The organism is Brachybacterium hainanense (assembly GCF_042434575.1).
Lineage (GTDB): Bacteria > Actinomycetota > Actinomycetes > Actinomycetales > Dermabacteraceae > Brachybacterium > Brachybacterium hainanense.
Map to the genome: position 1 here is coordinate 119,877 of NZ_JBHLSV010000008.1, position 24,673 is coordinate 144,549.

At 72.9% G+C, this 24,673-nt stretch carries 24 protein-coding genes; 11 read left to right on the forward strand and 13 right to left on the reverse strand.

Annotated elements, in window-relative coordinates; translation table 11 throughout:
• Positions 1–27 precede the first annotated feature (27 nt).
• A complete protein-coding gene (locus tag ACFFF6_RS08745) occupies positions 28–1,218 on the forward strand; it encodes a cation:proton antiporter (RefSeq protein ID WP_376979973.1) in 1,191 nt (396 codons plus the stop codon).
• A gap of 12 nt (positions 1,219–1,230) precedes the next feature.
• Here ACFFF6_RS08745 and ACFFF6_RS08750 read toward each other — a convergent pair whose 3' ends face one another.
• Together ACFFF6_RS08750 and ACFFF6_RS08755 are read right to left on the reverse strand one after the other, a co-directional pair.
• The gene (locus ACFFF6_RS08750) at positions 1,231–1,872 is read right to left on the reverse strand and encodes a metallophosphoesterase family protein (RefSeq protein WP_376979974.1); all 642 of its coding nucleotides are present in this window, start codon (positions 1,870–1,872) and stop codon (positions 1,231–1,233) included.
• Positions 1,869–2,357: an HD domain-containing protein gene (locus tag ACFFF6_RS08755; RefSeq protein WP_376979975.1), complete on the reverse strand. Its 489-nt coding sequence runs from the start codon at positions 2,355–2,357 to the stop codon at positions 1,869–1,871. Before ACFFF6_RS08755 ends, ACFFF6_RS08750 begins: the two co-directional genes overlap by 4 nt.
• 283 nt (positions 2,358–2,640) lie before the next feature.
• Between ACFFF6_RS08755 and ACFFF6_RS08760 the strand changes: the two genes are divergently transcribed.
• Entirely contained in the window at positions 2,641–3,423 is a 783-nt protein-coding gene (locus ACFFF6_RS08760; RefSeq protein ID WP_376979976.1) for a DUF4184 family protein, read from the forward strand.
• A 51-nt stretch (positions 3,424–3,474) separates the two neighbouring features.
• On the opposite strand, the gene ACFFF6_RS08765 is transcribed toward ACFFF6_RS08760, so the two are convergent.
• Positions 3,475–4,224 carry an ArsR/SmtB family transcription factor gene (locus ACFFF6_RS08765; protein ID WP_376979977.1) on the reverse strand — a complete coding sequence of 250 codons (750 nt, stop codon included), beginning with the start codon at positions 4,222–4,224 and terminating at the stop codon, positions 3,475–3,477.
• 66 nt (positions 4,225–4,290) lie between these two features.
• Here ACFFF6_RS08765 and ACFFF6_RS08770 point away from each other — a divergent pair, with 66 nt between their 5' ends.
• Complete coding sequence (locus tag ACFFF6_RS08770; RefSeq protein WP_376979978.1) at positions 4,291–5,478, forward strand: MFS transporter; 1,188 nt, start codon at positions 4,291–4,293, stop codon at positions 5,476–5,478.
• A 30-nt stretch (positions 5,479–5,508) separates the two neighbouring features.
• On the opposite strand, the gene uppS is transcribed toward ACFFF6_RS08770, so the two are convergent.
• Positions 5,509–6,201, reverse strand: coding sequence for a polyprenyl diphosphate synthase (gene uppS, locus ACFFF6_RS08775; RefSeq protein ID WP_376979979.1), 693 nt, complete (start codon positions 6,199–6,201; stop codon positions 5,509–5,511).
• A gap of 109 nt (positions 6,202–6,310) precedes the next feature.
• On the opposite strand from uppS, the gene ACFFF6_RS08780 reads away from it, so the two are divergent.
• Positions 6,311–8,050, forward strand: a complete 1,740-nt coding sequence (locus ACFFF6_RS08780) for an ABC transporter ATP-binding protein (protein ID WP_376979980.1) — start codon at positions 6,311–6,313, stop codon at positions 8,048–8,050.
• 134 nt (positions 8,051–8,184) lie between these two features.
• The gene (locus tag ACFFF6_RS08785) at positions 8,185–8,550 is read left to right on the forward strand and encodes a hypothetical protein (RefSeq protein ID WP_376979981.1); all 366 of its coding nucleotides are present in this window, start codon (positions 8,185–8,187) and stop codon (positions 8,548–8,550) included.
• 112 nt (positions 8,551–8,662) lie between these two features.
• Here the strand turns inward: ACFFF6_RS08785 and ACFFF6_RS08790 are convergent, their stop codons facing one another.
• On the reverse strand, positions 8,663–9,775 hold the full coding sequence (locus tag ACFFF6_RS08790; protein ID WP_376979982.1) for an alpha/beta hydrolase family protein: 1,113 nt from the start codon (positions 9,773–9,775) through the stop codon (positions 8,663–8,665).
• Positions 9,776–9,857: 82 nt separating this feature from the next.
• Here ACFFF6_RS08790 and ACFFF6_RS08795 point away from each other — a divergent pair, with 82 nt between their 5' ends.
• On the forward strand, positions 9,858–10,112 hold the full coding sequence (locus ACFFF6_RS08795) for a hypothetical protein (RefSeq protein WP_376979983.1): 255 nt from the start codon (positions 9,858–9,860) through the stop codon (positions 10,110–10,112).
• A gap of 49 nt (positions 10,113–10,161) precedes the next feature.
• Here the strand turns inward: ACFFF6_RS08795 and ACFFF6_RS08800 are convergent, their stop codons facing one another.
• The gene (locus ACFFF6_RS08800; protein WP_376979984.1) at positions 10,162–12,282 is read right to left on the reverse strand and encodes a heavy metal translocating P-type ATPase; all 2,121 of its coding nucleotides are present in this window, start codon (positions 12,280–12,282) and stop codon (positions 10,162–10,164) included.
• Positions 12,283–12,477: 195 nt separating this feature from the next.
• Here ACFFF6_RS08800 and ACFFF6_RS08805 point away from each other — a divergent pair, with 195 nt between their 5' ends.
• Both ACFFF6_RS08805 and ACFFF6_RS08810 read left to right on the forward strand, forming a co-directional pair.
• Positions 12,478–13,722 carry an MFS transporter gene (locus ACFFF6_RS08805; protein ID WP_376979985.1) on the forward strand — a complete coding sequence of 415 codons (1,245 nt, stop codon included), beginning with the start codon at positions 12,478–12,480 and terminating at the stop codon, positions 13,720–13,722.
• Between the two features lie 31 nt (positions 13,723–13,753).
• Positions 13,754–14,728 (forward strand): dimethylarginine dimethylaminohydrolase family protein, encoded by a 975-nt coding sequence (locus ACFFF6_RS08810; protein ID WP_376979986.1) that lies wholly within the window; start codon positions 13,754–13,756, stop codon positions 14,726–14,728.
• Positions 14,729–14,752: 24 nt separating this feature from the next.
• On the opposite strand, the gene ACFFF6_RS08815 is transcribed toward ACFFF6_RS08810, so the two are convergent.
• From ACFFF6_RS08815 to ACFFF6_RS08830, 4 genes are all read right to left on the reverse strand, one after another.
• The gene (locus ACFFF6_RS08815; RefSeq protein ID WP_376979987.1) at positions 14,753–15,286 is read right to left on the reverse strand and encodes a GNAT family N-acetyltransferase; all 534 of its coding nucleotides are present in this window, start codon (positions 15,284–15,286) and stop codon (positions 14,753–14,755) included.
• A gap of 67 nt (positions 15,287–15,353) precedes the next feature.
• Complete coding sequence (locus tag ACFFF6_RS08820) at positions 15,354–17,003, reverse strand: thiamine pyrophosphate-binding protein (RefSeq protein ID WP_376979988.1); 1,650 nt, start codon at positions 17,001–17,003, stop codon at positions 15,354–15,356.
• On the reverse strand, positions 17,000–17,791 hold the full coding sequence (locus tag ACFFF6_RS08825) for a cyclase family protein (protein WP_376979989.1): 792 nt from the start codon (positions 17,789–17,791) through the stop codon (positions 17,000–17,002). Before ACFFF6_RS08825 ends, ACFFF6_RS08820 begins: the two co-directional genes overlap by 4 nt.
• Before the next feature lie 171 nt (positions 17,792–17,962).
• Positions 17,963–18,841 (reverse strand): EamA family transporter, encoded by an 879-nt coding sequence (locus ACFFF6_RS08830; protein WP_376979990.1) that lies wholly within the window; start codon positions 18,839–18,841, stop codon positions 17,963–17,965.
• Positions 18,842–18,954: 113 nt separating this feature from the next.
• Between ACFFF6_RS08830 and ACFFF6_RS08835 the strand changes: the two genes are divergently transcribed.
• A complete protein-coding gene (locus ACFFF6_RS08835; RefSeq protein WP_376979991.1) occupies positions 18,955–19,584 on the forward strand; it encodes an FMN-dependent NADH-azoreductase in 630 nt (209 codons plus the stop codon).
• 6 nt (positions 19,585–19,590) lie between these two features.
• Here ACFFF6_RS08835 and ACFFF6_RS08840 read toward each other — a convergent pair whose 3' ends face one another.
• Complete coding sequence (locus ACFFF6_RS08840) at positions 19,591–20,220, reverse strand: phosphoribosylanthranilate isomerase (RefSeq protein ID WP_376979992.1); 630 nt, start codon at positions 20,218–20,220, stop codon at positions 19,591–19,593.
• 104 nt (positions 20,221–20,324) lie between these two features.
• Between ACFFF6_RS08840 and ACFFF6_RS08845 the strand changes: the two genes are divergently transcribed.
• The gene (locus ACFFF6_RS08845; RefSeq protein ID WP_376979999.1) at positions 20,325–22,070 is read left to right on the forward strand and encodes a bifunctional 3'-5' exonuclease/DNA polymerase; all 1,746 of its coding nucleotides are present in this window, start codon (positions 20,325–20,327) and stop codon (positions 22,068–22,070) included.
• A gap of 29 nt (positions 22,071–22,099) precedes the next feature.
• Here the strand turns inward: ACFFF6_RS08845 and ACFFF6_RS08850 are convergent, their stop codons facing one another.
• Entirely contained in the window at positions 22,100–23,014 is a 915-nt protein-coding gene (locus ACFFF6_RS08850) for a transketolase family protein (protein ID WP_376979993.1), read from the reverse strand.
• Positions 23,011–23,739, reverse strand: a complete 729-nt coding sequence (locus ACFFF6_RS08855; RefSeq protein WP_376979994.1) for a thiamine pyrophosphate-binding protein — start codon at positions 23,737–23,739, stop codon at positions 23,011–23,013. The genes ACFFF6_RS08850 and ACFFF6_RS08855 overlap by 4 nt, the downstream gene beginning before the upstream one ends.
• Before the next feature lie 88 nt (positions 23,740–23,827).
• Between ACFFF6_RS08855 and soxR the strand changes: the two genes are divergently transcribed.
• On the forward strand, positions 23,828–24,334 hold the full coding sequence (gene soxR, locus ACFFF6_RS08860) for a redox-sensitive transcriptional activator SoxR (protein ID WP_376979995.1): 507 nt from the start codon (positions 23,828–23,830) through the stop codon (positions 24,332–24,334).
• The last annotated feature ends 339 nt before the right edge of the window (positions 24,335–24,673 follow it).

The window sequence follows — 24,673 nt, forward strand, 5'->3', positions numbered from 1 at the left end:
GGATCGCGACCCTCTGACGGAGGCCCCATGCTCGTCGAGAACCTGCTGTCCATGTGGTGGATCGCCCTCGCGGCCGTCCTCGCGCCGATCCTCGCGCTCGCCACCCGGAGGGCGGTCCCCGACGTCGTGTGGCTGCTCGCCTTCGGCGTGGTCATCGGCCCGCACGCCCTGGGCCTCGCGGAGAGCACCGAGGCCGTCGAGTTCCTGCGCGAGCTGGGCATCGGGTTCCTGTTCCTCCTCGCCGGCTTCGAGGTGAGCACCTCGGACATGCGCGGCAGGCAGGGCCGCCATGCCGCGCTGACCTGGCTGATCTGCGCGCTGCTCGGCGTCGGAGCGGGTTTGCTGCTCCTGCACGGCCAGGGGCAGGCCGCGATCGTGTTCGGCATCGCGTCGACATCGACGGCGCTGGGCACCCTGCTGCCGATCCTCAAGGACTCCGGGGCGATGGGCTCCCCGCTGGGCCGCGCCGTCATGGTGCACGGCGCCTTCGGGGAGCTGCTGCCCATCGTGGCGATGTCGCTCCTGCTCTCGACCCGCGGCACCTGGCAGGCCGCCCTGGTCCTCGTGTTCTTCGCGCTCGCAGCGGTCGCCACGGTCGCGCTGCCGGCGCGGATCTTCCGGCGCATCCCGATGCTGGGGCGCGCCTTCGGGGGAGCGTCGAACTCGACGATGCAGACCACGGTGCGGATCACCGTGTGGGTGCTGGTCACGCTCATGCTGCTGACCGCGGTGCTCGAGCTGGACGTCGCGCTCGGCGCCTTCGCCGCGGGCCTGCTGATCAAGGCGGCTCTCACCGCCGCATCGCCGATCCACGCGGAGGAGGTGATGCACAAGATCGAGATCGTCGGGTTCAGCCTGCTCATCCCGGTCTTCTTCGTCACCAGCGGGATGAGCATCGACCTCGGTGCCGTGCTCGCTCGCTGGCCGCTGCTGCTCGGCTTCGTCGCGGTGATCGCCCTGGTCCGCGGCGTGCCCGTCGTCCTGCGGGAGGTCCTGACCACGACCGGTTCCGGAATCGAGTCGCCGCGCGAGAGGGTCGCCCTGGGGCTGTACGCGGCCACGGGGCTGCCGATCATCGTCGCCGTCACCCAGATCGCGGCCTCCTCGGGGCTCATCAGCACGACGATGGCCTCGGTCATGGTCACCGGCGGCGCGGTCACCGTGCTGCTGTTCCCGCTGCTGGCGACCCGGCTGCTGGCGCGGCCCGCGCAGGGATAGCAGCGGCGTCGCTCAGCTCCGTCGTCGCCCCTTCCCGCGGATCAGCAGGCGCACCTCCTGCTCAGGGACCGGTTCTCCCCAGGCGTCCCAGCCCACGTGGATCTGCCGGTTCCAGGAAGGGGCGGTCACCTCGCGGCGGTGCGTGTGCCCGTGCAGGAGGACCTCGCCGTCGTCGGCCATCCGCCAGGCCACGAAACGATCGTCCGCGCGGGACGTGTCCCGGTAGGGGAAATGCGAGAGGAGCACGGGGAGCCGGCCCGCGGACCCGCCGTCGATCGTGATGCGGGCGCTCGTGGCGACGTAGTCGACGCCCGCGGCCAGCAGCTCCTGCTGCGCGGTCACCGATCTCTCGCCCAGCATCGGATGCGCGCGGTCATGGTTCCCCAGGATTACCCGGATGCTGCCGTGTAGCCGATGGATCAGCGGTGCGACCTCCGCGGCCGTCTTCAAGGTCAGGTCGCCCAGGTGCCACACCACATCCTCCGGGTCGACGGTCGCGTTCCATCGAGCGATCAGCTCCTCATCATGCGCGGCCATGTGCTCCGGGCCGATGTCTTCGCGCAGCTGCGCCCCGGGCGGACCGAAGCCGCGCAGCAGCGCCATCAGCCGATGCCCGAAGTGCGTGTCCGCCGTGAAGAAGATCCGGCCGCTCATGCTCGCCCCGTCCCGTGCGCTCCTGCACCGGGTAGCTCCGCCGCACCGAGCAGCATCGTCCAGGAGCGCGCGTACTTCGCCCCGAGTCGCTGCGCGGTCGCCGCATCCAGCAGACGCACCCGCGCGGGATCCGTGTTGTCGATGAGATCGGCCGTCTTCACGATCAGGGCGAGGGGGTGGGCGCGGATGCCCGCGAAGTACGCGGGCTGGGGGAGTCCGGGCCTCTTCGTGACCCGATCGACGGCCTCGACCACGAGCGGGGGCATCCCCGCGGCGGCCAGGTCCTCGAGCGTGACCCCGGTGTCCTCGACGACGTCGTGCAGCCAGGCCGCGGCGACCGCCTCCTCCCGCAGCTGCGCGGGGGCGATGATCGCGGCGCGGTCCGCGACCCGCTGAGGATGCTCGATGTAGTCGTGACCGGTCTTGTCGACCTGCCCGATGTGGGCGCGGCGGGCGATCGGCTCGGCGATGACGCTGATCTGCATATGTCCTCCTGGTGGCTCGTGCACGAGTCTGGCGCGAGGCACGGACGTTCGAACCCGTCGTCCGGGCCCTCCCTGCCGTCCCCCGTCCCGCGAGCAGAGGAGAGGCCCATGGCGGCGACGTGACGGAACAGCGTCGCCTCGAGGGCGCTCGCCGATCCGTGCCCGGGATCGGGAGCCGCTCACGCCCGACACTGACGGCGGTCCCGGGGAGGAAACGGGGAGGAGCTGTGGCGGCAGCTGCCCGTGCGGAATCCCCGGGCCCGCCGCGGGCTACCGTTCGAGCATGCCGTTCACACCGAGCCATGCCGTCGTCGCGCTGCCCTTCGTGCGCATGCCGATCGTGCCGGCCGCGCTCGCCGTCGGGTCGATGGCCCCGGATCTCGCGCCGTTCACCGGCGGCCTCCTGGTCCGGTACTCCGTCACGCACGATCCGCGCTGGCTCCCGGTCACCCTGCTCATCGCTCTCGCGCTGCTGCTGATCTGGCGGCTGCTGCTGCGCCCGGTCTGCCGGCGGCTCGCGCCGCGGGCCGTGGCGGAGCGGCTGCCCGAGGAATGGGATCGGGGGCCCGGGGCCGCGCTGCGGGAGACGTTCCCGTCCGCGGGCGGCATCGTGGGCCTGCTCGTGGCTCTCGCCGCGGGAATCCTCAGCCACATCCTGTGGGACGGCTTCACGCATGAGGGGCGCTTCGGCACGGTCCTGCTTCCGGTGCTGGACCGGAGCTGGGGGCCGCTGCCGGGATACAAGGTGCTGCAGTACGGCTCCGGCCTGGGCGGGCTGATCATCCTGGGCATCGCCGGGGCGCGCTGGCTGCGCGGCAGGACACCCGCTCCGGTGGCACCGGCTCCTCCGGGCCTCCGCTTGGCCTGGTGGCTCTCGCTGCCGGCGTTCATGGTCGGGGCGGTGGTGATCCGGATCCTCGTGTCCGGGCCTCCGGCGACGCCGCTGGAGGCCTACCACCTCGCCGGGGTCCTGCCGCCCGCCTGCGGGGCATGGGCGGTGCTCACGCTGGGTCTCGCGCTCGTGCTGCGCGCACCGCGGAGACCCGCGGCCGCGGCAGGGCGCTGAGTCGCACCTCCCCGACGGCGGTCTCCGGCATCGGCCGGCACCCGGCCGCGCTCAGGACATCTCCGTCAGCTCGATCCCGAACACCGACTCGAGCCGGTCCCGCCCCTGCCCGGAGAGCCGCAGCGCCCGCGGGTGCGTCCCGGGGGAGATCCAGCCGTGCTCCCGGCAGGCATCGAGGACGGCGCGACCCGGCGCACCGGCGAGGTGGTGGCGGTGCTCGGTCCAGTCGACGCAGCAGCGGGCGGGCGTTCCCGCGGGAACGTGCGCGCCCAGGCGCTCCAGGAGCGCGGAGCCTGATGCGGTGAGCGTGACCGCGCTCGGTCCCAGAACTCGCGCCGGCAGGGCGCCGGGATCGGTGACCAGGTCCTGACCTGCGGCATCGAGGTGCCTGTCCCGCAGCATCGCCGCTGTGATCGCGACCGCCAGGCGCCCGCCCAGATGGTCGTAGCAGTGGCGCGCACGGCGCACGGCACGCGCCCTCGTATCGGCCCGCAGCGAGCTGATCCGCAGCCGCGGCGCACACCGGGCCATCACCTCGACCAGCTCGGCGACCCATGGATCGGCCAGCCGGAAGTAGCGATACCGCCCCTGCTGCTGGACGGTGAGCAGGCCGCCGTCGACCAGGCGTGCCAGATGCCCGCTCATCGTCGATCCGGAGACCCCGGCCTCGAGGGCGAGCATCGAGGCGGGAAGCCAGCGCCCGTCCGCGAGAGCCATGAGGGCCTTCGCCCGCGGCGGCTCCGCGAGCAGCTTCGCCACCGCGCTCAGATCCGGATCGCCCTCGGCATCGCGTGCATCCATGCCGCCGATCGTAGGCCCGGGACGCTTCGGCCCGGCCCGAACCGTCCCCGGCCTAGCCTCCCCGGCATGACGAGCACCGCCACTCCGCATCGACGCCTGCTGTTCGCCTGCACGGCCTTCGCCCTGTTCACCCTGATCGTCGGCACGAACATCCCCTCGCCCTTCTACGCCGTCTACGCCGCGCGGCTCGGCTTCTCCCCGCTCGTGCTCACCGCGGTCTTCGCCGCCTACGCAGGGGCGCTGATCCCGACCCTGCTGCTCGCGGGGTCGCTCGCCGAGTCGCTCGGCTACCGCTGGGTGGTGCTCGCCGGCCTGGCGCTCGCCCTGTGCGCGAGCCTCCTGCTCACGGGCGCAGGCTCGGCGGGCGAGCTCCTCCTCGCCCGGGCGCTGCAGGGGATGGCGGTCGGGATCAGCTCCGGGGCGCTCACCGCGGCCCTGACCCGCACCACCCCCGCCGGGAGGACCGAGCTCGCCGCGCTGATCGCCTCGTCCGCCACGACCGCCGGCGGAGGACTGGGACCGATGCTCGCCGGTCTCTGGGCGACCGTCCTGCCGGGGCCGATGGTGACCAGCTACCTGCTGGAGGCCGGGGCTCTGCTCCTGGCAGGGGCCGGTCTCGCCGCCCTGCCCGCGGGGCTCGGCCGCAGCGGGGCACGCTGGCGCCCGCGGCTGCCGAGGATCCCGCCGCAGCGCCGCGTCTTCATGGCCGCCTGCGTCGTCAGCTTCCTCGGCTGGGCGGTGACCGCGGTGTTCCTGTCGGTCGTGCCGTCCTACGTCTCCGCCCTCACCGGCAGCGACTCGCTGCTGGTGGCCGGTCTCTCCTCCGGCCTGGTGCTCGTGATCGCCGCGCTCATGCAACCGCTCGCGGCGCGCCTGCCCGCCCCGATGCTGCAGGGCGGAGGACTGCTCGCCCTCGCGGCGGGAGTGCTCATCCTGCTGATCAGCGGCCTCCTTTCCTCGCTCGCGGGTGTGCTCCTGGCCGCCGTCATGGCCGGGTGCGGGCAGGGCATGGGCTTCCTCGGCGCGATGCGCGAGAGCGCACGGGTCTCCGTTCCCGGGACGGAGGCTGCGACGGCCTCCGCCTTCTTCATCTCCGCATACCTGGGCGTCGGGGTCCCCACGATCGGCGTCGGCCTGCTCGCGACGCTGATCGGCACCGTGCCCGCGGTCGAGGTGTTCGCCGCGGTCGTCCTGCTCGCGGCGATCGCGGCGATCCCGGGGACGCGGAGCGCGGGAGGGGTCGCGCACCGCTGACCAGTCTTGGGTCCCGGATCCGGAGGTGTCTCAGCGACCGGAGTAGAACGCGAGCGCGTCGTCGAGATCCGAATCGGTGAGGTCCGGCCATGGGTGCTCCACGACGTAGAGCTCGGCCATCTTGGACTGCCAGGGGAAGAACCCGGAGATGCGGCTGTCGCCCCCGGTGCGGATGATCAGGTCGATGTCCTTCACCGGACCGCCGGCGAGGTTCTGGGTCACGGCATCGACGGTGAGCATCTCAGATCCTCCGGTGATCGTCTTCCGGACCGCGGCGAGGATGTCGTCCCGTGCGTCGTAGCCGATCGCGAGCGTTAGATGGCCGGGACGTCCGCGTGTCTCGTCGATCATCTCTGCCAGCGCTGTTCGCGTCGATTCGGGGAGGAGGTCCAGATCGCCGCTCACGTGCAGACTCCACCGCTCGGTCGCACGAACCCTTTCGGGAATCACGTGCTCGATGAGGCTAAAGAGGAACTCCACTTCGAGTCGTCCACGCTTGCGGATGTTATCGGCGGACAGGACGAATGCACTGACATGATCGATTCCTCGAGCGGCGAGCCAGCTCAGGACGTTCGAGAGATGTTCGGCGCCAGCCTGGTGACCGAAGCTCGTCCCACGCTCTCCGTGGGCGCGCGCCCATCGGCGATTGCCGTCCATGATCAGCCCTACATGGACGGGCAGGTGCCTCGATCGTTGCGTCGAAGAGTCGGGAGCGATCGCCATGAGAGGAGGATACGGGGGCACGGATGGGGGAAGGGGCGGTCAGGCCCGCGGGCGCGCCGTCCGGGCGGTGCTCCGTTCGTCCGTCCGTGCCCGCTGGCACACTCGGAGGATGCTGAAGCCCCTGCGACTCGGAATCTGGCTGCTCGGCGTCGCGTGGCGCAGCGCGCCAGGCAATGTCCTCGCCGCCGCTCTGGTGTCGCTGCTGGTCGCGGCGGTTCCCTCGGTCCAGGTGATCCTGATGGCCCGGTTCGTCGAGGCGCTCGCCGATGCGGCGCGGTTCGCGGACGTGCTGGGCCCCTTCATCGGGCTCGTGCTGCTGATCGCGATCTCCTCGCCGCTCGAGGCCGTGGCCCGCACCTTCCGGCACCTCGCGACCGACCGGGTGCGGATGACTCTCATCTCCGAGGTCGCCGACGTCGTCGCGACCATCTCCCCGTCCCGGATCGCGACGCCGGAGGTCGCCGCGGCCATCGAGAAGGGCAATGCGGCGGCGCAGAACCAGCTGCCCTACAAGTACCCGCAGACGGTCTCGCTGATCTCCTCGGTGGTCGCCGTGGTCGGCGTCATCCTCACGCTGTGGACCATGTCGGCCCCCGCTGCGGTCCTGGTCCTGGCCTCCCTCGTGCCGATCCTGCTGCTCTCGCAGCGCGTCCAGCGCATCAACTCCGCGATGTGGGACGACATCGGCCCGCTGCTGTGGAGGGAGCGGTACCTGCACGGGCATCTGGTCGGCGCCGCCTCCGCACGCGAGCTGTCCAGCCTGGGCGGCGCCGGCCGGATCGGCGCGCTGGTCAAGGAGGCGAACCGCCGGATCACGGCGCGGAAGTCGCAGACCTATCTCCCCGTCCTCGGCTGGAGCATCGGCACCGGCCTCGGGACCTCGGCGCTCCTGGCCGCCGCCCTCGCCGCCCTGGTCGTCGGCGTATCCTACGGACCCGAGGCCGCGGGCGGCGTCTACGGGGTGATCGCCGCGATGGGCGTGGTCGCCATGTTCGGGACGAATCTGGGGCTCATCGTCGAGGGCGTCGCCCCGTACGAGCGCTTCATGGCCCTGGCCGGGCTGCGGGAGGAGGAGAGCCGGCCGATGGTCCAGCCGGAGGTCGGGGAGCTCATCGTCCACGACCTCCGCCACACCTACCCGCGGCGTGCCGAGCCGGCCCTCGCCGGACTCGACCTCACGGTCCGGCAGGGGCAGATCATCGCCCTGGTGGGCACCAACGGTGCCGGCAAGACGACGGCCGTCGACGCGATCGTCGGCAACATCGAGCTGGGGCATGACAGCGGCTCCGTGCACGTGGACGGCAGGACGCGCGCCGATCTGGGCCGCGACGGCTGGGCCGGGTACTTCGGGCTGCTCACCCAGGAGTTCGGCCGCTACGAGCTGACGGTGCGGCAGTCGCTGCTGCTGGGCACCCCGCGATCCGACGTCCCGGATGAGGAGCTGTGGGAGGCGCTGGAGTCCGCGGGCGCCGCCCGGCTCGTCCGCGGCTTCGAGCACGGTCTGGACCAGCAGCTGGGCAACCAGTGGGACGGCGGAACGGGTCTGTCCGGAGGGCAGTGGCAGCGGTTGTCGCTGGCCCGCATCTATGTGCGCAACCCTCCGATCTGGATCCTGGACGAGCCGACCAGCGCGATCGACGCCGAGGCGGAGCAGGAGATCTTCCGGCGCCTGCAGGCCACCAAGGACTCCCGCCTCACGATCGTCATCTCGCATCGTGCCTGGACCCTGCGCGGGATGGACGAGATCATCGTGCTCGACGAGGGGCACGTCGTGGAACGAGGACGATTCGACGAGCTGCTGTCCACCGGCGGCAGGTTCGCGGAGATCTTCGCCGAGCAGACGGCGTAGCCGAGCCCGCCCCCATGACGTGCGGGCTTCGCCGAGGGCCGTGCATGATGGACCTCGTCCTTCTGCCGGGAGCATCGGAGTCTCGCCGGGCGGAACACGAGGACCGTTGAGCCGTCGATCACCGGGAGCGCCCCATGCATGCCACGTCCGCACCGACCGCCGCCGGGCCGCGCCCCAACCCCTGCGGGACCGCCTCGCTCGTCTGCGGCATCCTCCTGCTGCTCTTCTCCTTCATCACGACGGCGCTCGCACAGGCCATGCCGATCATCGCCCAGAACTTCGACCTCGCCATCTCCCAGGCGGCGGTCGGTCTCCAGCTGCTCAGCGGCGTCAGCGCTCTCATCGCTCTGATCGCCGTGGCCCTGGGGATCATCGGCCTGGTGCAGAAGGACCGTCGCCGGGCTGCGGCGATCATCGGCACGACGCTCGGCGTCGCCCAGCTCCTGAGCGGAGCAGGCGCCGTGCTCAGCGGACTGCTGGTCGGTCTCGCCTTCGGCTGATGGACCCGGGGGTGTGCGACCGTGAGGTCGTGCGCGGCCGCTTCGCGGAGCTGTGGCACGGGGGCCGCGGGTTCGCAGAGGACCTCACGGAACAGGCGGCGCGGCAGAGCCATCAAGGCGGGAGCGCCCGCGGGTCAGACCACGCTCCGAGAAGATCGCGAGCACGGCGCGGGATGTCCGCTGCGGCCTCCCCGGCGAAGACATGCCCCTCGCCCGGGGCGACGTGCCAGTCGATCTCCGTGCCGGCCCGCCGCAGAGCATCGCGCCACGCCTCACCCTGGGCGAGCACGGGGGAGCGGCCGCCGTAGACGAGGAGCATCGGGGTGCTGACCTCCTGCACGGCATCGACCGGCGAGGCCGCGGACCAGTGGCCGGGATCAGCACCGGGTGTCGAACCGCGACGCACAACCTGCATGTCCATCGAGGCCTGATCCAGCCCCCGCAGGTCGGCGACCCCCTCATGGCAGATGGCGAGGCCCCATCGCGGAAAGGCCGAGGGGTGCGTGACGATCCGGTTCACGACATAGGCGCCGTAGCTGAAACCGAACAGGACGGCACGATCGGAATCGACCTCCTGCGCCCAAGGCTGTCGTCGCAGCGTCTCCCAGGCCGCGAGCACATCGCTCGCATCGTCGCCGGGGCCTGGAACATCAGCTCCCCGCAGCACATGCTCCATCGGACCGCGACCCAGGGCGCCGCTCGCGCGGTACTCGACGGCCAGGTGAGCGAATCCCGCCTCGAGCCACGGTGCGGCACGTCGTGTCGCGTCATCCAGGTCGAGCCCGGGCCACGGGCCGCCGTGCACATCGATCACCAGAGGAGGCGGTGACGAGTCGAGCCGCTGGGACGGGAGCGAGACGAGCGCGTGCAGCGTGCCCGGACCGCGGGGAACCTCGAGGACAGCCCGGCGAGGACAGGTCCCGGATGATGCCGACCGGTTGCCGGCGCGCACGTCCCCATAACGGGAGCGCAGTGCCGAGAGATCGACCGCATCCTGCAGATCGGCGGTGCCCCGCTCGAGGTCGACGCGCCAGGTGCAGCGGTGCATTCCCGTGATGCCCTGGACGATGAGCGCGGCACCATCCCCCTCGACCGCGACCTCGCGGAGGCGGAGGTTCATCGGCAGCGGATGGCGGCGCTCGCCTCCGCGCGTCAGCACCAGCTCTGCCCAGGGAACGCCGATGTCCGCGCAGGGTGCCTCCTGCACCGGGGTCCAGTTCGCCATCGGGGCATCCTCCCACGAGAGGGACCGCAGCGATCCTCGCGTCCCCGCAGGCAGCTGTGTGTGCAGGGGCTACTCTTCCCGCATGAGAGCCGTCCGCGTCGACGTCGCCGTCATCGTGCTGGTGTCGATCTGCTCCGGAGCCAGAGAGGCAGCGGGGCTCCTGATCGAGTCCGTGCTGTTCCCGGCATGGGGCATCACCCGCCCCTCGCTGCTCTTCGTCCTCGCGTGGTTCCTCGAGGCCGGGGCTGCAGTCCTGGTGACCATCGGGGCCGGATTCGTGCTCGTGCCGCGGCTCCTGCCCGACCGGCGCCTCGGGGACATCCGGCCGGGCCGCTGACCCGGCTCCCGCACCGAGGGACGATCCGGGAGCCGGACCCGCTGAGCAGTCACCGGGTCCTGCTGACCGCCTCCGGTCGCAGGTCCAGGCGACGCAGCAGCTGGGCGTTCAGCGCGACCACGATCGTCGACAGGGACATGAGGATCGCGCCCACGGACATGGGAAGGACGAATCCGATCGGGGCGAGGATCCCGGCTGCGAGCGGCACGGACAGCAGGTTGTACCCGGCGGCCCACCACAGGTTCTGCGTCATCTTCCGGTAGGCCGCACGCGACAGCTCGATGACCGAGAGCACCGAGCGCGGGTCCGAGCTCGCGAGCACCACGCCCGCGGAGGCGATCGCGACGTCCGTGCCGGCGCCGATCGCGATCCCGACATCGGCCTGCGCGAGGGCCGGGGCATCGTTCACGCCGTCGCCGACCATCGCGACCTTCCGGCCCTCCCGCTGCAGCTGCTCGACCTTCTGCGACTTGTCCTCCGGGCGCACGCCCGCGAACACCCGGTCGATGCCGAGCTCGCTCCCGACGCTGCGGGCCACCGCCTCCGCATCCCCGGTGATCATGACGACCTCGATCCCGCGTGCATGCAGGGCCGCGACCGCCTCCCGGGACTCGGGACGCACGGCATCGGCCAGCTCGAGCCCGCCGATCACCGCGCCGTCTCGCAGCACGTGCAGGATGATCGCGCCCTTCTCCCGCCATGCGGCGGCCTCAGGGACCTCCGCGGCGCCGGCCTCCTCGAGCAGGCGCGGCCCGCCCACCTGGATCTCGCGGCCGTCCACCCGGGCGCTGACCCCGAGCGCGGGAGCGGAGGTGATGCCCTCGGCGGTGGGGATGCGCAGACCCTCGGCCCGGGCATGGTCGACGATGGCGCGGGCCAGCGGATGCTCGCTGTCCGATTCCGCGGCGGCGGCCAGGGCCAGCACCTCCGCGGCCTCGACACCCTGTCCGGTCACCGCGGTGACCGTGGGCTCGCCGCGGGTGAGGGTGCCGGTCTTGTCGAACAGGACCGCGTCCACGGTGCGCATGGCCTCCAGGGCCAGGCGGTCCTTGACGAGCACGCCGCCGCGGGCCGCCCGCTCGGTCGCGAGGGAGACGACCAGCGGGATCGCGAGCCCGAGGGCGTGGGGGCAGGCGATCACGAGGACGGTGATGGTGCGGATCACGGCCTCGTCCGGCATCCCCAGCAGCGACCAGACGATCGTGGTGACCACGGCCGCGCCGAGGGCGAACCAGAACAGCCAGCCGGCCGCCGTGTCCGCGATCCGCTGGGCGCGCGAGGAGGAGCTCTGCGCCTCCTGGACCAGGCGGCGGATCCCCGCGAGCGCGGTGTCGTCCCCGGTCGCGGTGACCTCGACGCGCAGGCTCGAATCGGTCGCGACGGTTCCGGCGACGACCGGGTCGCCGGGGGAGCGGGAGACGGTCCGGGACTCGCCGGTGACCATGGACTCGTCGACCTCGGCGCGCCCCTCGCGGATCGTGCCGTCCGCGGGGATGCTCGCCCCGGGACGGACCAGGACGAGGTCGCCGCGGCGCAGCTCGACGGGGGAGACGCGCACGATGTCCTCGCCCTCGAGGCGCTCGGCCTCATCGGGCAGGAGCGCGGCGAGCGAGTCCAGGGCCGATGTGGTCTGCGCGAGCGAGCGCATCTCGACCCAGTGCCCCAGCAGCATGATGACGATCAGCAGCGCCAGCTCCCACCAGAACTCGAGCTGGTGATGGAGCAGGCCCAGCGTCGCGCCCCAGGAGGCGAGGAAGGCGACGGTGATCGCGAGGGCGATCAGCAGCATCATGCCCGGGCGGCGGGAACGCAGCTCCGAGACGGCGCCGGTGAGGAAGGGGCGGCCGCCCCAGACGTACATGACGGTCCCGAGCAGCGGGGCGACCCAGGCGAGGCCGGGGGCCGCAGGGATCTCATAGCCCAGGAGCATCGCGAACATGGGGGAGAGGGCGACGACCGGGACCGCGAGGGCGAGGTTGATCCAGAACAGGCGGCGGAACTGCGCGACGTGATCGCCGTGGCCGCCGTGGCCTGCATGCTCGTCGTGGTGTTCGTGGTGTTCGTGGTGTTCGTGGTGTTCGTGGTGTTCGTGGTGCGTGGGCGCGGTGCCGTGGTCGTGCCCGGGACCGCTGCGGTGGTCGTGGAGGTGCGGGGACTGGTCGGCGTTCATGCCCCGACCGTATACCCCCATGGGGTATATGTCGAGGGGGTTCGGTCAGCTCTCGGCGGACGTGGGCGCGTGAGCGATCCCATGCCCCCCAGAGGTGTACTGTCCGGGACTCCCAGCCGTACCCGCCGCGGCCCAGACTCGGATCTGCGAGGCTCCACGAGCCCGCCTCCGAATCCCGCACCGCGAAGGAACCCCATGCCAGAGATCGCCACCACGGCATCCCCCTCCCCGCCGCCCGTCGCACGGCTCGAGGGGACGGATCCCGGCAGGCTGCCGCTGGTCGTCTACATCCTCGCGCTCGGCACCTTCCTCATGCTCACCACCGAGTTCGTCGTCGCGGGCATCCTCCCGGAGATATCGGCGGACCTCGGCGTGTCCCTCGCCGGGGCCGGCTCGCTCATCACCGTCTTCGCGATCGGGATGATCGTGGGGGCACCGCTGATGAGCCTGCTGACCCTGCGCATGTCGCAGAAGCTGACGCTCCTGCTGGCCCTCGCGGTGTTCGTGGCCGGGCACGTCTTCGTCGCCCTCGCCGGCGACGTCGCCCAGATCATGGTGGCCCGGTTCATCACGGCGCTGGCGACCGGCGCCTTCTGGGCCGTGGCCGCGGTCGTCGCAGGGCGTGCGGCCGGGCCCCGCCTGGGCTCCCGCGCCGTCGGCGTGGTCGGCGCCGGGGGCTCGCTCGCCACCGTCCTCGGCGTCCCGATCGGCGCCTACGTCGCCCAGCTCACCGGCTGGCGCGGCACCTTCTGGGCGCTCGCGATCGCGGCCGCGATCGCTGCCGTGCTCATCGCCCGCCTGGTGCCCCGCGACGTGCCCGAGACCGGCGGCTCCTCCGTCCTGCGCAGCCTCGCGGACCTCCGCAACCCGCGGCTGTGGCTGGTGCTGCTGGCCTGTGCGACCACGAGCGGCGGCGTCCTCGCGGCCTACTCGTACATCGCCCCCGTCCTCATCGACGGCGCCGGCGTCCCCGCGGCCCTCGTCCCCCTCGTGCTGACGGCCTTCGGCATCGGGTCCTTCCTCGGCACGCTGCTCGGCGGGCGCCTCGGCGACCGCTTCCCGCACGCGGTCACGATCATCACCCCCGCCGCCTCGACGGTCCTGCTCGCGTCGATGGTGGTGCTGTCCGGCTCGGCGATCGGGATGGTCGCCGCGGTCACCCTGCTGGGGCTGTTCGGGCTGAGCGCCAACAGCGTGCTCATCCACCTCGCCGTCGGCTTCGCCGGCCGAGCCGCGACCCTCGGGTCCGCGCTCGCCGTCGCCGCCTTCAACACGGGCACCGCCGCGACCACTCCGATCGCCGGAGCGGCCCTGACGACCGACTGGGGACTGGACGGGCCGGCCGCCGTGGGCACCCTCGTGATCGCCCTGACCCTCGTGCCGACGATCCTGCTGGCCCTGCTCCGCCGCCGCGACCCCGCTGCTAGCCTCGGGGTCTGAGCCGCGACCACGAGCGCCGAGGAGAAGGTCGATGACGGGACGACGGACGATCCATGTGCGGGACGAGTTCTCCCCGCTGCGCAGCGTCGTCCTCGCGCGCAGCGAGATGGCGGTGCCCGCCTCCGCTCATGATGACCCGGACATGCGCTTCCTGCCCGGGGGAGGCGGGGCCCTCGGCTTCGTCGGCGACATGCGCGAGGGCGATCCGGAGCGTCAGGCCGCCTGGGAGGCGGAGCGCGAGGCCTTCGCGGAGGTCCTGCGGCGCCACGGCGTCGAGGTGCTGCGCCCGCGGCTGCTCACCGCGGCGGAGAAGGCGGCCGCCGGCGATCTGGGCTACGCGAACTTCTTCGCCCGCGACCCGTTCTTCACGATCGGCCGGCACGTGATCGAGGGCTCCCTGCGGTTCCGGCACCGGCGCAGCGAGATCCTTCCGATCCGCCCCGTGCTGATCCAGGAGGTGCTCCCCTCCGACGCCGCCTACGTCGCCGTCCCGGTCCCGGAGATCGCCGCCGAGGACGACCCGACCCTCGGCCCCGGCCCGTTCCTCGAGGGCGGGGACGTGCTCGTGCTCGGTGATCATGTGTTCGTGGGGTCCTCCGGACTCGCCTCGAACGAGCTCGGCGCCGCCTGGCTGCGCCAGTACCTCGCGCCCCACGGCTGCACCGTCGAACTGGTCCGTCTCGACCCGGTGATCCTGCACCTGGACTGCGCCCTGGGCCTGGTCCGCGACGGGCTGATGATCGTGTGCGAGGAAGCGCTGCTGGACGGCATCCCGGAGGCCCTGCAGGGCTGGGACCGCATCGACGTGTCCCTGCAGGACGCGCAGCGCCTGGCGACCAACGGCCTGCCGCTCGGTCCGGACGTGTACGTCACCGACCCCGAGTTCTCGGCGATCGGGGAGCAGCTGCAGACCCGAGGCATCACCGTCGAGTACGTCGACTTCGCGGTGACCCGGTCGCTCGGCGGCGCCTTCCGCTGCAGCACCCAGCCGCTGCACCGCGCCTGAGGCCGCGCGGGCGGTCCGGCGTCATCAGAGCCGGTCGAAGGGCGGGGCGTAGCGGAACGCGCCCCCGCGTCCGTCATGGGCAGCGAGCGCCCGTGCCTGGAAGAACGCGCCCCAGGACGGATCCGGGGCGATCACGCCCAGCTCCGCGGCCGGAACGAAGCCGAAGCGGCCGTAGTACCTGGGGTCGCCGAGCAGGCCGATGAGCGACTCCCCGCGCGCCCCGGCCGCATCCAGCAGCGCCCTCAGGAGCGCGGAGCCCACACCGGAGCGCTGATGATCCGGGAGCACGCTCAGCGGGCCGAGGCCCAGCACGGGCCGCTCATCCAGCAGCGCCCGCGTCGCCACCACATGGCCGATGATCCGCCCGTCCTCCTCCGCGACGAGCGACAGCTCCGGGATCCAGCCCGGGTCCTCGCGCAGCCAGGCCACGAGCGTCGCCTCCCCAGGGTCCCCGCCCGGCTCGACAGGTGGGGCGCTGTGCGCTGCGGTGCGGAAGGCGTCGGCCGTGACGGCGCGGATCGCGTCCACGTCCTCCGGCTGTTCGGGGCGGATCTCCATGGAGCCACGGTGCGGCACGCGCGCCGGGCCCGTCAATCTCTTTCCCTGCGATCGGTTTCTGAGCACGTCAGTGCTGGGCGAAGGCCTCCTGCAGCCACCAGGCCCCGCCGTCGGAGGCGATCTTCGCATCGATCACCAGGGGACCCTGCGGGTCCGAGTCCACCCACGTCTGCACGCCCGCCAGATCGGCCGGGGTGTGCACGACCACGCCCGCCGCCCCGTAGCCGCGAGCGATCGCGGCGAGATCGGTGTCCGGGAACGTGACCGCGCCCAGCTCCGCATCCGCCCCGAAATGGTGGATCTCCGCGCCGTAGGCGGCGTCGTCGTAGACGATGATCGCGAGCGGGATCCCCAGCCTGCACGCGGTCTCCAGCTCGCTGATCGCCATGAGGAAGCCGCCGTCGCCGGTGCCCAGCACCGGCATCCGCTCCGGCCGGGCGAGGGCCGCGCCGATCGCGGTGCCCAGACCGAGCCCGATCGACTGGAAGGCCTGCGTCATGCAGAAGCCGTTCTCGTCGGGCACGGCGAGGTACTGGCTGGGATAGCCCATGAAGTTGCCGGAGTCGATCGAGACGATCCGCTGCGCGGGCAGGATGTCGTCCAGCAGGGCGGTCAGCACGCGGGGATCGATCCGCTCCGCCGTCGAGAGGTCTTCGGTCGGCACCCGGCGCCAGCGGCCGCGGTCGGCGATGCGAGCGGCGAGCTCGGGAGAGCGATATCGGTCTGCGTCGTCGCCTCGGCGGCGCAGCTCTTCGGTGAGCGCCCGGGCCGTGAGCGCGGCATCGCCGAGGACGCCCAGGTCGACGGGCCGCTGCGCCCCGATCGCCGCCGGATCCGTGTCCACCTGCACCAGCACCGCCCCGGAGCCGATGAGCGCGCCCCGCTTCGTGGTCCAGTCGTTCAGCGCCGAGCCGACGGCGATCACGAGATCCGCCTCCGCGAGCAGCCGGGCCGTGAGCGGGCTCGAGAAGCCGCCGGAGATCCCCAGGTCGAAGGGATCGCCGGCGAACAGCCCGGAGGCGACCGCTCCGGTCGCGAGCAGCGCCCCGGCGATGGCTGCGAGCTCGCGCAGCTCCGGTCCGGCGCCGCGTCCGCCCCGACCGGCCAGGAGCACGGGACGCCGCGATGCCGCGACCAGATCCGCGAGCGCGCGGACCGCCTCCGGCGCCGGGGCAGGGGGAGAGGGGATGGCCAGCGGGAGCTCCGCCTGCAGCAGCGCGGGATCGACCTGCTGCGCCTGCACGTCTACCGGCAGGTTCAGCACCACGGTGCGGTGCAGCTCCCGCGCGGTCCGCACCGCTCGCAGCACATCGGCGAGCGCCGTACGCGCGCTGTGGACCCGCTGCGGGATCGCTCCGACACCGCGTGCCAGAGCATCCTGATCGATGCGGAAGGTGCTGGTCACGTCCCCCGTGCCCGCCTCCGCGGCGAGGATCAGCAGGGGAGTGCGGCTCTTGGCGGCCTCCGCGATCCCTGTCATCGCCTGGGTGAGGCCGCAGCCCTGATGCACGGTGAGCGCCGCGAGCGTCCCGGACATGCGGGAGAAGGCATCGGCCGCGCTCGCCGCCCCGCCCTCGTGCCGCATCGCCGTGAACGGCACGCCGGCGGCGCGCAGGGCGTTGGTGAGGTGGAAGTTCCCGCTGCCCACCACGCCGAAGACGTGGCCCAGGCCCGCTCGGGCGAGCGTCGTGCCGACGAGCTCGGCGACGGTGCTCACTCCGCCTCGTCCCCCGTGCCGTCCACGAGCGCGTACACCCGGGTCGGGCTCCCGGTCCCGCCGACGATCGGCAGCGGGGCGACCACCAGCACCGCCCCCGTCGACGGCAGCTGGTCGAGGTTCTGCAGGGAGGTGATGCCGTACTTGTCGTGGCCCAGCAGATGGTGGTGGGCGGGGAAGGGCGGCTCCAGCTCCGCGCCGCGGCCCGCGTCGATGCCGACGGTCTCCACGCCGAAGCCGCTGATGGGACGCTCGGTCGCGAGCCACAGCGCCGCCCGCGCCGTGATCCCGGGGGTGTGGGATCCGGTCTCGTCGGTGTTGAGGAACTCCTCCTGGGAATGCGCGAAGCGGTCCCAGCCGGCGCGCAGCAGCAGCCAGGAGCCCTCGACGAGGCGTCCGTGCTCCGCCTCCCACGCCTCGATGTGCTCCACGTCCAGCAGGAAGTCGGGATCCTCCGCGGCCTGCGCGCTGGCGTCGATCACCGCCGCCGGGCCGATCAGCCGCTCCGGCGGGATCTGCGAGACGTCCCGGCCGTCCCGGCCGCTGATCCAGTGCACGGGCGCGTCGATGTGCGTGCCGATGTGCTCGCCCGTGACCATGTTGTGGTGCTTCCAGAAGGGGCCCGGCTCGTCGTAGGCGCTGACCTGCTCGAGCCGGAAGTCCTCCAGGTTCGCGAACGGTTCCGGCAGCCGCAGGGTCGGCGTCGCGGATGACAGCGGATTGGTCAGGTCGAGGATGCGGATGCTCCCGCCGGCGAGGGCGGCGGTCAGCGCGGCGAGGGTGGTCATGGCGGCTCCTTCTTCTGCGGAGGAGCCGCCCCGTCGCGGCCCGCTCCCGGCGTGGCCCGGCCATTATGCGATCTTCACCGCGGCCGGATCCGCGCTGTCCGCAGCGGGGCGGAGACCGATGCCCGGGGAGGGACGCCCGGGGTCCCGTCGCCCCTCCCGGGAAGCCCGGCCTCAGCTCGCGAGCAGCACGATCCCGCCCAGCACGACCGCCGCCGCCCCGATCCGGCGTCGCGGCCTCCCCTCGCGCAGCACGAGCGCCCCGAACAGGCTCACCAGCACCACGCTCACCTCGCGCAGCGGTGCGACCAGCGCCACCGGAGCGATCCGCATCGCCTCGAGCACGAGGATGTAGGACAGCGGGGAGAGGAACCCGAAGGCGAGGATCTGCCGGCGATGCGTGCGGCCCAGGTCCCGGACCTCCTGCCACCGCCCGCGCGCCGCGACCGCGTAGACCGGGATCTGCACCGCTGTCGTGCCGACCATGAACGCGACGGGCGAGAGCCCGAAGGCGCGGACCGCATGCGCGTCCCAGATCGTGTACGTGGCGATCGCCACGCCGGTGAGCAGCCCGAACAGGATCCCCGGGTCGATCCGCCGCTCCCGCAGGGACCGGCGTCGCGCGGATGCGGGCCGGTCGACCAGCCCGATCCCCACGATCCCGGCGATCACGAGGCCGATCCCCACCAGGGCGAGGGGCCCGGGCCGTTCCGCGAACAGGATCATCGCGAGGATCACGGAGAGGAAGGGGCCGCTCCCGCGGGCGGTCGCGTACACGGTCGAGAGGTTGCCGACCCGGTACCCGTGCTGGAGCACCACCATGTACACCAGATGCAGCACCCCGGAGACGAGCACGCCGAGCATGAAGCCCGCAGCGCTCCCGGTGCCCAGGCCCCCTGTCAGCGGGATCGCCCCCGCCCAGAGGACCGTGCTGGTCAGCGCGCCCCAGAACAGGAACGGGGCCCCGGAGCTGCTCGCCCCATGCGCGACGACGTTCCAGCTCGCATGGGAGAGCGCGGCGGTGAGGACGAGGACGATCGCGATCGCAGACATGACCTGGCCACCCTACTGATCCACGCCGCATCGGGGCGTCGGCGCCGATACCCTGGACGCCGAAGCACGCCTGCCGTGCCCCCGCCCCGCCGACGAGAATGCCGAGGCCCTCCGTGCCCCACCTCCTGAGGATCGACTCCTCCATCAGCCCCGACTCCCGCACCCGCGCCATCACCCAGGCGTACGAGGACGCGTGGACCGCCCGCGGAGAGGACTGGACGCTCACGCGCCGCGACCTCACCCTCACCCCGCCCCCGCATCTGCTGCACTCGGCCCTGCACTGGCCGGCGCGTCTCCGCTCCGCCGAGGTCGACCTCCCGGAGATCGAGGCCGCGCAGCAGGAGATCCTCGCGGAGATCGCGGCGGCCGATGTGCTCGTCATCGGCGCGCCGATGTACAACTACGCCCCCGCCTCGACGCTCAAGGCCTGGCTGGACCATGTCCACGTTCCCGGGCTCACGGCGCCCTTCGACGGCGACACCCAGCCCTACGCCGGGAAGACCGCTGTCATCGTCTCCGCGCGCGGCGGCGCCTACGACCCGGCCCCCGAAGCCGGGGACGACCACGTGATCGCCCCGATCCGGCTGGTCCTGGGCTCGGGGCTCGGCATGCAGGTGGACACGATCGTCACCAGCCGCACCCTCGCGGCGATCCTGCCGGACCTGGGCCTCGAGCAGTCCGAGGCCGAGCTCCAGGCCGCCCTCGCCGAGGCCGCCCGCCACGCCGGGGCCTACGGGGCCTGAGGAGGCTCAGCCGCGCGCGGCGGCGAGGAAGCGGGCGATCCGCTCGGGGTCCTTCACGCCCGGCGCGGACTCGACCCCGCTCGAGACGTCGACGCCGCCGAGGCCCGGCTGGCGCCGCGCGGAGGCCACGTTCTCCGGGGTGAGGCCCCCGGCGAGGATCCAGCCCGTCCCGAGCCGCCCGGCATCGGCCGGATCCAGCTCCCAGGTGCGCCCGGAGCCGGGGTCCGCCCCGTCGACCAGCAGGCGCTCCTCCCCGAACTCGCCCGGACGCAGGTCCGGGTCGCGCGCGAGGGAGGCGGCCCGCCAGATGCGGGGGAGGACGGCGCGGGCCGCATCGGCGTCGGCTGCCGTGTAGCGGCCGTGCAGCTGGAGCACGTCCGCGCCGATCCGGCGGGCCTCCTGCGCCGCCTCCGCGGCGGGCATCGCCGCGACCACGAGGACCACATCCACCCCCGGGGCGTGCTCATGCACCGCGGAGGCGATCGCGCTCGCCTGCTCGTGGGTGACGTGGCGCGGGCTCCTCGGCGCCATGACGACGCCGACCGCATCGGCCCCCTGACGCGCGGCATGCAGCGCCGTCCCCGCATCGCGCAGTCCGCAGATCTTCACCAGCAGGTCAGCTCGGGAGACGTCCATGCAGGGCACCGTAGCGGCTTCGCGGACAGCCGGGGTCCGTCGTCCGCCGCGCCGCGCAGTACCGTGGCTGCGTGGACCAGCCCGAGACCTCCCCGCAGGCGCCGATGCGCCGCCTGCGCTGCGTGGTGGGCCGTCTGCCGGGCGGGCGGATCGGCGTGGCGGACCTCGACCCCTCCGGGACCGAGCTGCGGCGCCTGACCCTGGATCCGGAGGAGCTCCCCGCCCTGATCGCGCAGCGCGAGGAGACGCCGGGCGACCCCCTCACCGGCGGCCCGCGCTGGGTCTGGAGCGACACTCCCACCTGGTACGACTCGGTCCTGCGGAGCGGCGTGCGGGCCGGCCGCTGTCACGATCTGCGCCTGGTCCACACGATCCTCCAGCACTCGCAGCTCGTGCAGGAACCGGCCGATATCCGCGCCGCCATCGCCTGGGAGACGGGCCCGATCGTCCCCGCGGAGAGCCGTCCTGCGGAGGCGACGCTCTTCGATCTCGAGGCCGGCAGCAGCGGGCCGGGCTCGGTGCCCCATGACCTCGACGCCGCCCTCGCGGAGCTCGCTCGGCAGGATCGGGCGATCGGGACGAGCACCGACCCCGGCCGTCTGCGTCTGCTGGCTGCCGCGGAGTCCGCCGGCGCCCTGGTCGCGGCGGAGATGCACGGCGCCGGCATGCCCTGGGACGTGGCCGAGCATGATCGGATCCTCGCCGAGGCCCTCGGCCCGCGGCCCTCGCCCGGGCAGGCGCCCTCCCGCATGGTGGAGGTCGCGGCCGAGGTCCGCGCCGCCCTCGGGGATCCGCTCGTGAGCCTGGACTCGCCGCCGAAGCTGCTGCGCGCCCTGCACCGGGCCGGCATCGACGTGGCCTCCACCTCGCAGTGGGAGCTGTCCGAGCAGGAGCATCCGGCGATCGAACCGCTGCTGCGCTACAAGAAGCTCTCCCGACTGCTCACCGCCAACGGCTGGACCTGGATCGACGAATGGGTCCGCGAGGGCCGCTACCGGCCGCTGTACATCCCCGGCGGCGTCGTCACGGGGCGCTGGGCGAGCAACGGCGGCGGCGCCCTCCAGATCCCGCGGCAGCTGCGCCCGGCCCTGCGCGCCGACCCCGGCTGGAGGCTCGTCGGGGCGGACGTCTCCCAGCTGGAGCCGCGGGTGCTCGCCGCGATGGCCGGCGACCAGGCGATGGCGGCGGCCGCTGCGGGCCAGGACCTCTACGCCGGGATCGTCGCGAGCGGCGTCGTCACCACCCGGCAGGAGGCGAAGGTCGGCGTGCTCGGCGCCCTCTACGGAGGGACCTCCGGGGACAGCGGGCGCATCGTGCCGCGTCTGCGCACCACCTTCCCCGCGGCGATGGGCCTCGTCGACGCGGCAGCGGCCACGGGGGAGCGGGGCGGGGACGTGTCGACCTGGCTCGGCCGCTCCTCGCCCCCGGCCGATCAGGAATGGCGGCAGCGGCAGAACAGCGCCTACCTGCCGGACGCGGATCCGCGCGAGGGCGAGCGAGCCCGCCGGATCGCCCGCGACCGCGGCCGCTTCACCCGCAACTTCGTCGTCCAGGGGACCGCCGCCGAGTGGGCGCTCGCCTGGCTCGCAGGACTGCGGCTGCGGCTGGCCCGGCTCCCGATGCTGGACGACGCATCGGCGCCCGCCTCCGGTCCGGCTTTCTCGAGGCAGGCCCATCTGGCCTTCTTCCTGCACGACGAGGTGATCGTGCATGCCCCGCAGGAGCAGGCCGATGCCGCGGCCCAGGCGATCCGGGAGGCGGCCGACGCCGCCGGGGAGCTCCTGTTCCCCGGGAGCCCGGTGGACTTCCCGCTGGACCTGCAGATCTCGGACCGCTCCGGGAAGGGGTGAGGGCGAGGGGACGAGGAGGCGACGGGCGGCTATCGCCAGTCCCGGATCCTCCGGATCACCTCCGGCGCTCCCAGGCCATGCGCGGCCTCGTGCTGCGCGGGCGTCCCGTAGCGGCGCAGCTCCTGGCGGGAGGTGCCGATCGCGAGGAAGCGTCGCGGCGCATCGGAGAGGGCATCGGCCACCGCCCCCAGCGAGGTCCCCTCGAGCCAGGGCTCGAGGATGACGACCTCGCCGCCGGCGTGCGCGCGCAGCGCCCGGCCGTCGAGCGGATGCACCGTCGTCGTCGAGAGCACCGTCGCATCCAGGGCATCGCCGGCAGCGAGCGCCGCCTCCCGCAGATGCCCCAGCGCGAGGATGCTCAGGGCCCCGCCACCGCGGTGCAGCACGTGCAGGCCGCCGTCGGGAAGGCTGCCGTGCGGCCGCGGGGCGGAGCTGACCTGCTCGGAGATCCGCACGTACTCGAGTCCGGTCCCCGCCGCGGCCTCGCGGATGATCCGGTCCGCCTCCGCCGTCCCGGCGGGGGCGTGGATCCGTATCCCGGGCACGGTCGCGGCGAGGGCAACATCGCCGGGGGACTGGTGGGTGCGGCCCAGGACCGACATGTCATAGGAGCCGCCGGAGCCGATCAGCACCCCGCCCACGCCCTGATGGGCGAAGTCGAGCTTGATCTGCTCGAAGGCGCGCTCGACGAGGAAGGGCGCGAAGGTGTGCACGAGCGGGCGGATCCCCTCGAGCGCGAGCCCGGCGCCGACGCCCACCAGCAGCTGCTCCCGGATCCCGACGTTGATCACGCGCCGCGGGTGCCGGGCGGCCGCCTCCTCGACATGCTGGGCGGAGATCTCGGCATAGACCAGGGCGAGGTCCTCCCGCTCGTCGAGCAGCGCGGAGACGGTCCGGCCGAACTGCGCACGAGGGGAGCGGACGGGTGCGTCGGCGCCGGTCATGCCGCGGCCGCCTTGTCCTCGACCTGGGCGACCACGGCGTTCGGGCGGCCGGGGGCGCGGTGCCGCAGGGCGGCCTCGAGCTGTGCATGGTCGCGCCCGTCGACCCGGACCGCGTCCCAGCCGTGCGCCCGCAGCCGCTCTTCGATGCGGCCGCGCACCCCGTAGGACGAGGAGGCGTTGTCGACGACGACCAGGGTCAGGCCCTCGAGCCCGACCCCGCCGGCGTACTCGATCGCCTCCGTGCAGGAGCCCTCGTCGAGCTCCGCATCGCCGACGAGCACCACCACCCGCGCCGGGTTCCCGGTGATGGCGAGGGCGTGCGCCGTTCCGACGGCGAGGGGGAGACCATGTCCCAGGGAGCCGCTCGAGACCTCGACCCCGGGGATCAGCAGATGATCCGGGTGGTGTCCCAGCGGGGAGTCGAAGGCACCGAAGGAGTCGAGCCACGCCTCGGGGAAGAACCCGCGCGCGGCGAGGACGGCGTAGTACGCCATCGGTCCGTGCCCCTTGCTGAGCAGGAACCGGTCGCGCCTCGGGTCGGCGACGCTCTCGGGGCCGATGTCGAGCACGCCCCCGTAGAGGACCAGGAGCACGTCCAGCGTGGAGGTCGCGGCGACGGTGTGCTTCTCGTCGCCGCTCAGGCGGGACATGAGGTCGAGGACCCGGGACCGGGTCAGCGGAGGTGCGGCGGTGCGTGGGGTGGGAGGGCTGCTCGGAGAGATCATGCACCCCAGTTTTGGACTTCACGTTAACCTGAAGTCAAGGATGGTCCGCCGCCGCGGTGGACGGATGCGGACGAGAGGAAGAGCGGTCATGGGCGGAACGGAGCTGTCGGAGGCGGGGGACGGGGCCCTGCTCACCATCGGGCAGATCGCGGAGCGCGCGGGCGTGGCGACCTCCGCGCTGCGCTACTACGAGGAGCGGGGCCTCATCGAGTCGCGCCGCACGAGCGGCAACCAGCGTCGCTACGCCCAGGCCACGCTGCGCCGCGTCGCTTTCATCCGCGCCGCCCAGAACGTGGGCCTCAGTCTCGAGGAGATCGGTGAGGCCCTCGCGTCCCTGCCGGAGGGGCGGACGCCCACCAAGCGGGACTGGCATCGGCTCAGCAGGGCATGGCGCCCGCGGCTGGACGAGCAGATCGAGCGCCTCCAGCGGCTGCGGGACCGGCTGGACGGATGCATCGGCTGCGGATGCCTGAGCCTGCGCGCCTGCGCCCTCTACAACCCCGAGGATGCGCTCGCGGGGCGGGGGCCCGGGGGCGTGCTCCTCGAGCCGGGCCAGGAGCCCGATGCCGGAGCTGCACGGCGCGGGCGGGAGTGAACCGGGTCCCGGGCTCGGGGGGAGGGTGCTGGAACCGGTGGCTTCCCGTCATGCGTCGTCCTCGCGTGATATCCCTCTTCCCGGCATGGGGAGGAGAAGCGGTTCCCCGGGTTTTCCACAATCCCCGATGGGGGGGCGGTCCGTGTGTCGGTGGCCCCTCATAGAATGGGAATCAGACAGGCATTCGAAACAGGTTGCGTGATCGCATCGCGACCCGGGTGTCTGAGTGTTCTCTCCCGGAAACTTGGAGGTGGTCTCGGTGACGCAGCTGGAGAATCCCGCTATGCCCGCCGGGCCCAGCGATTCCGGGGCACCGGGTGGTTCCGGAATACCAGGCGG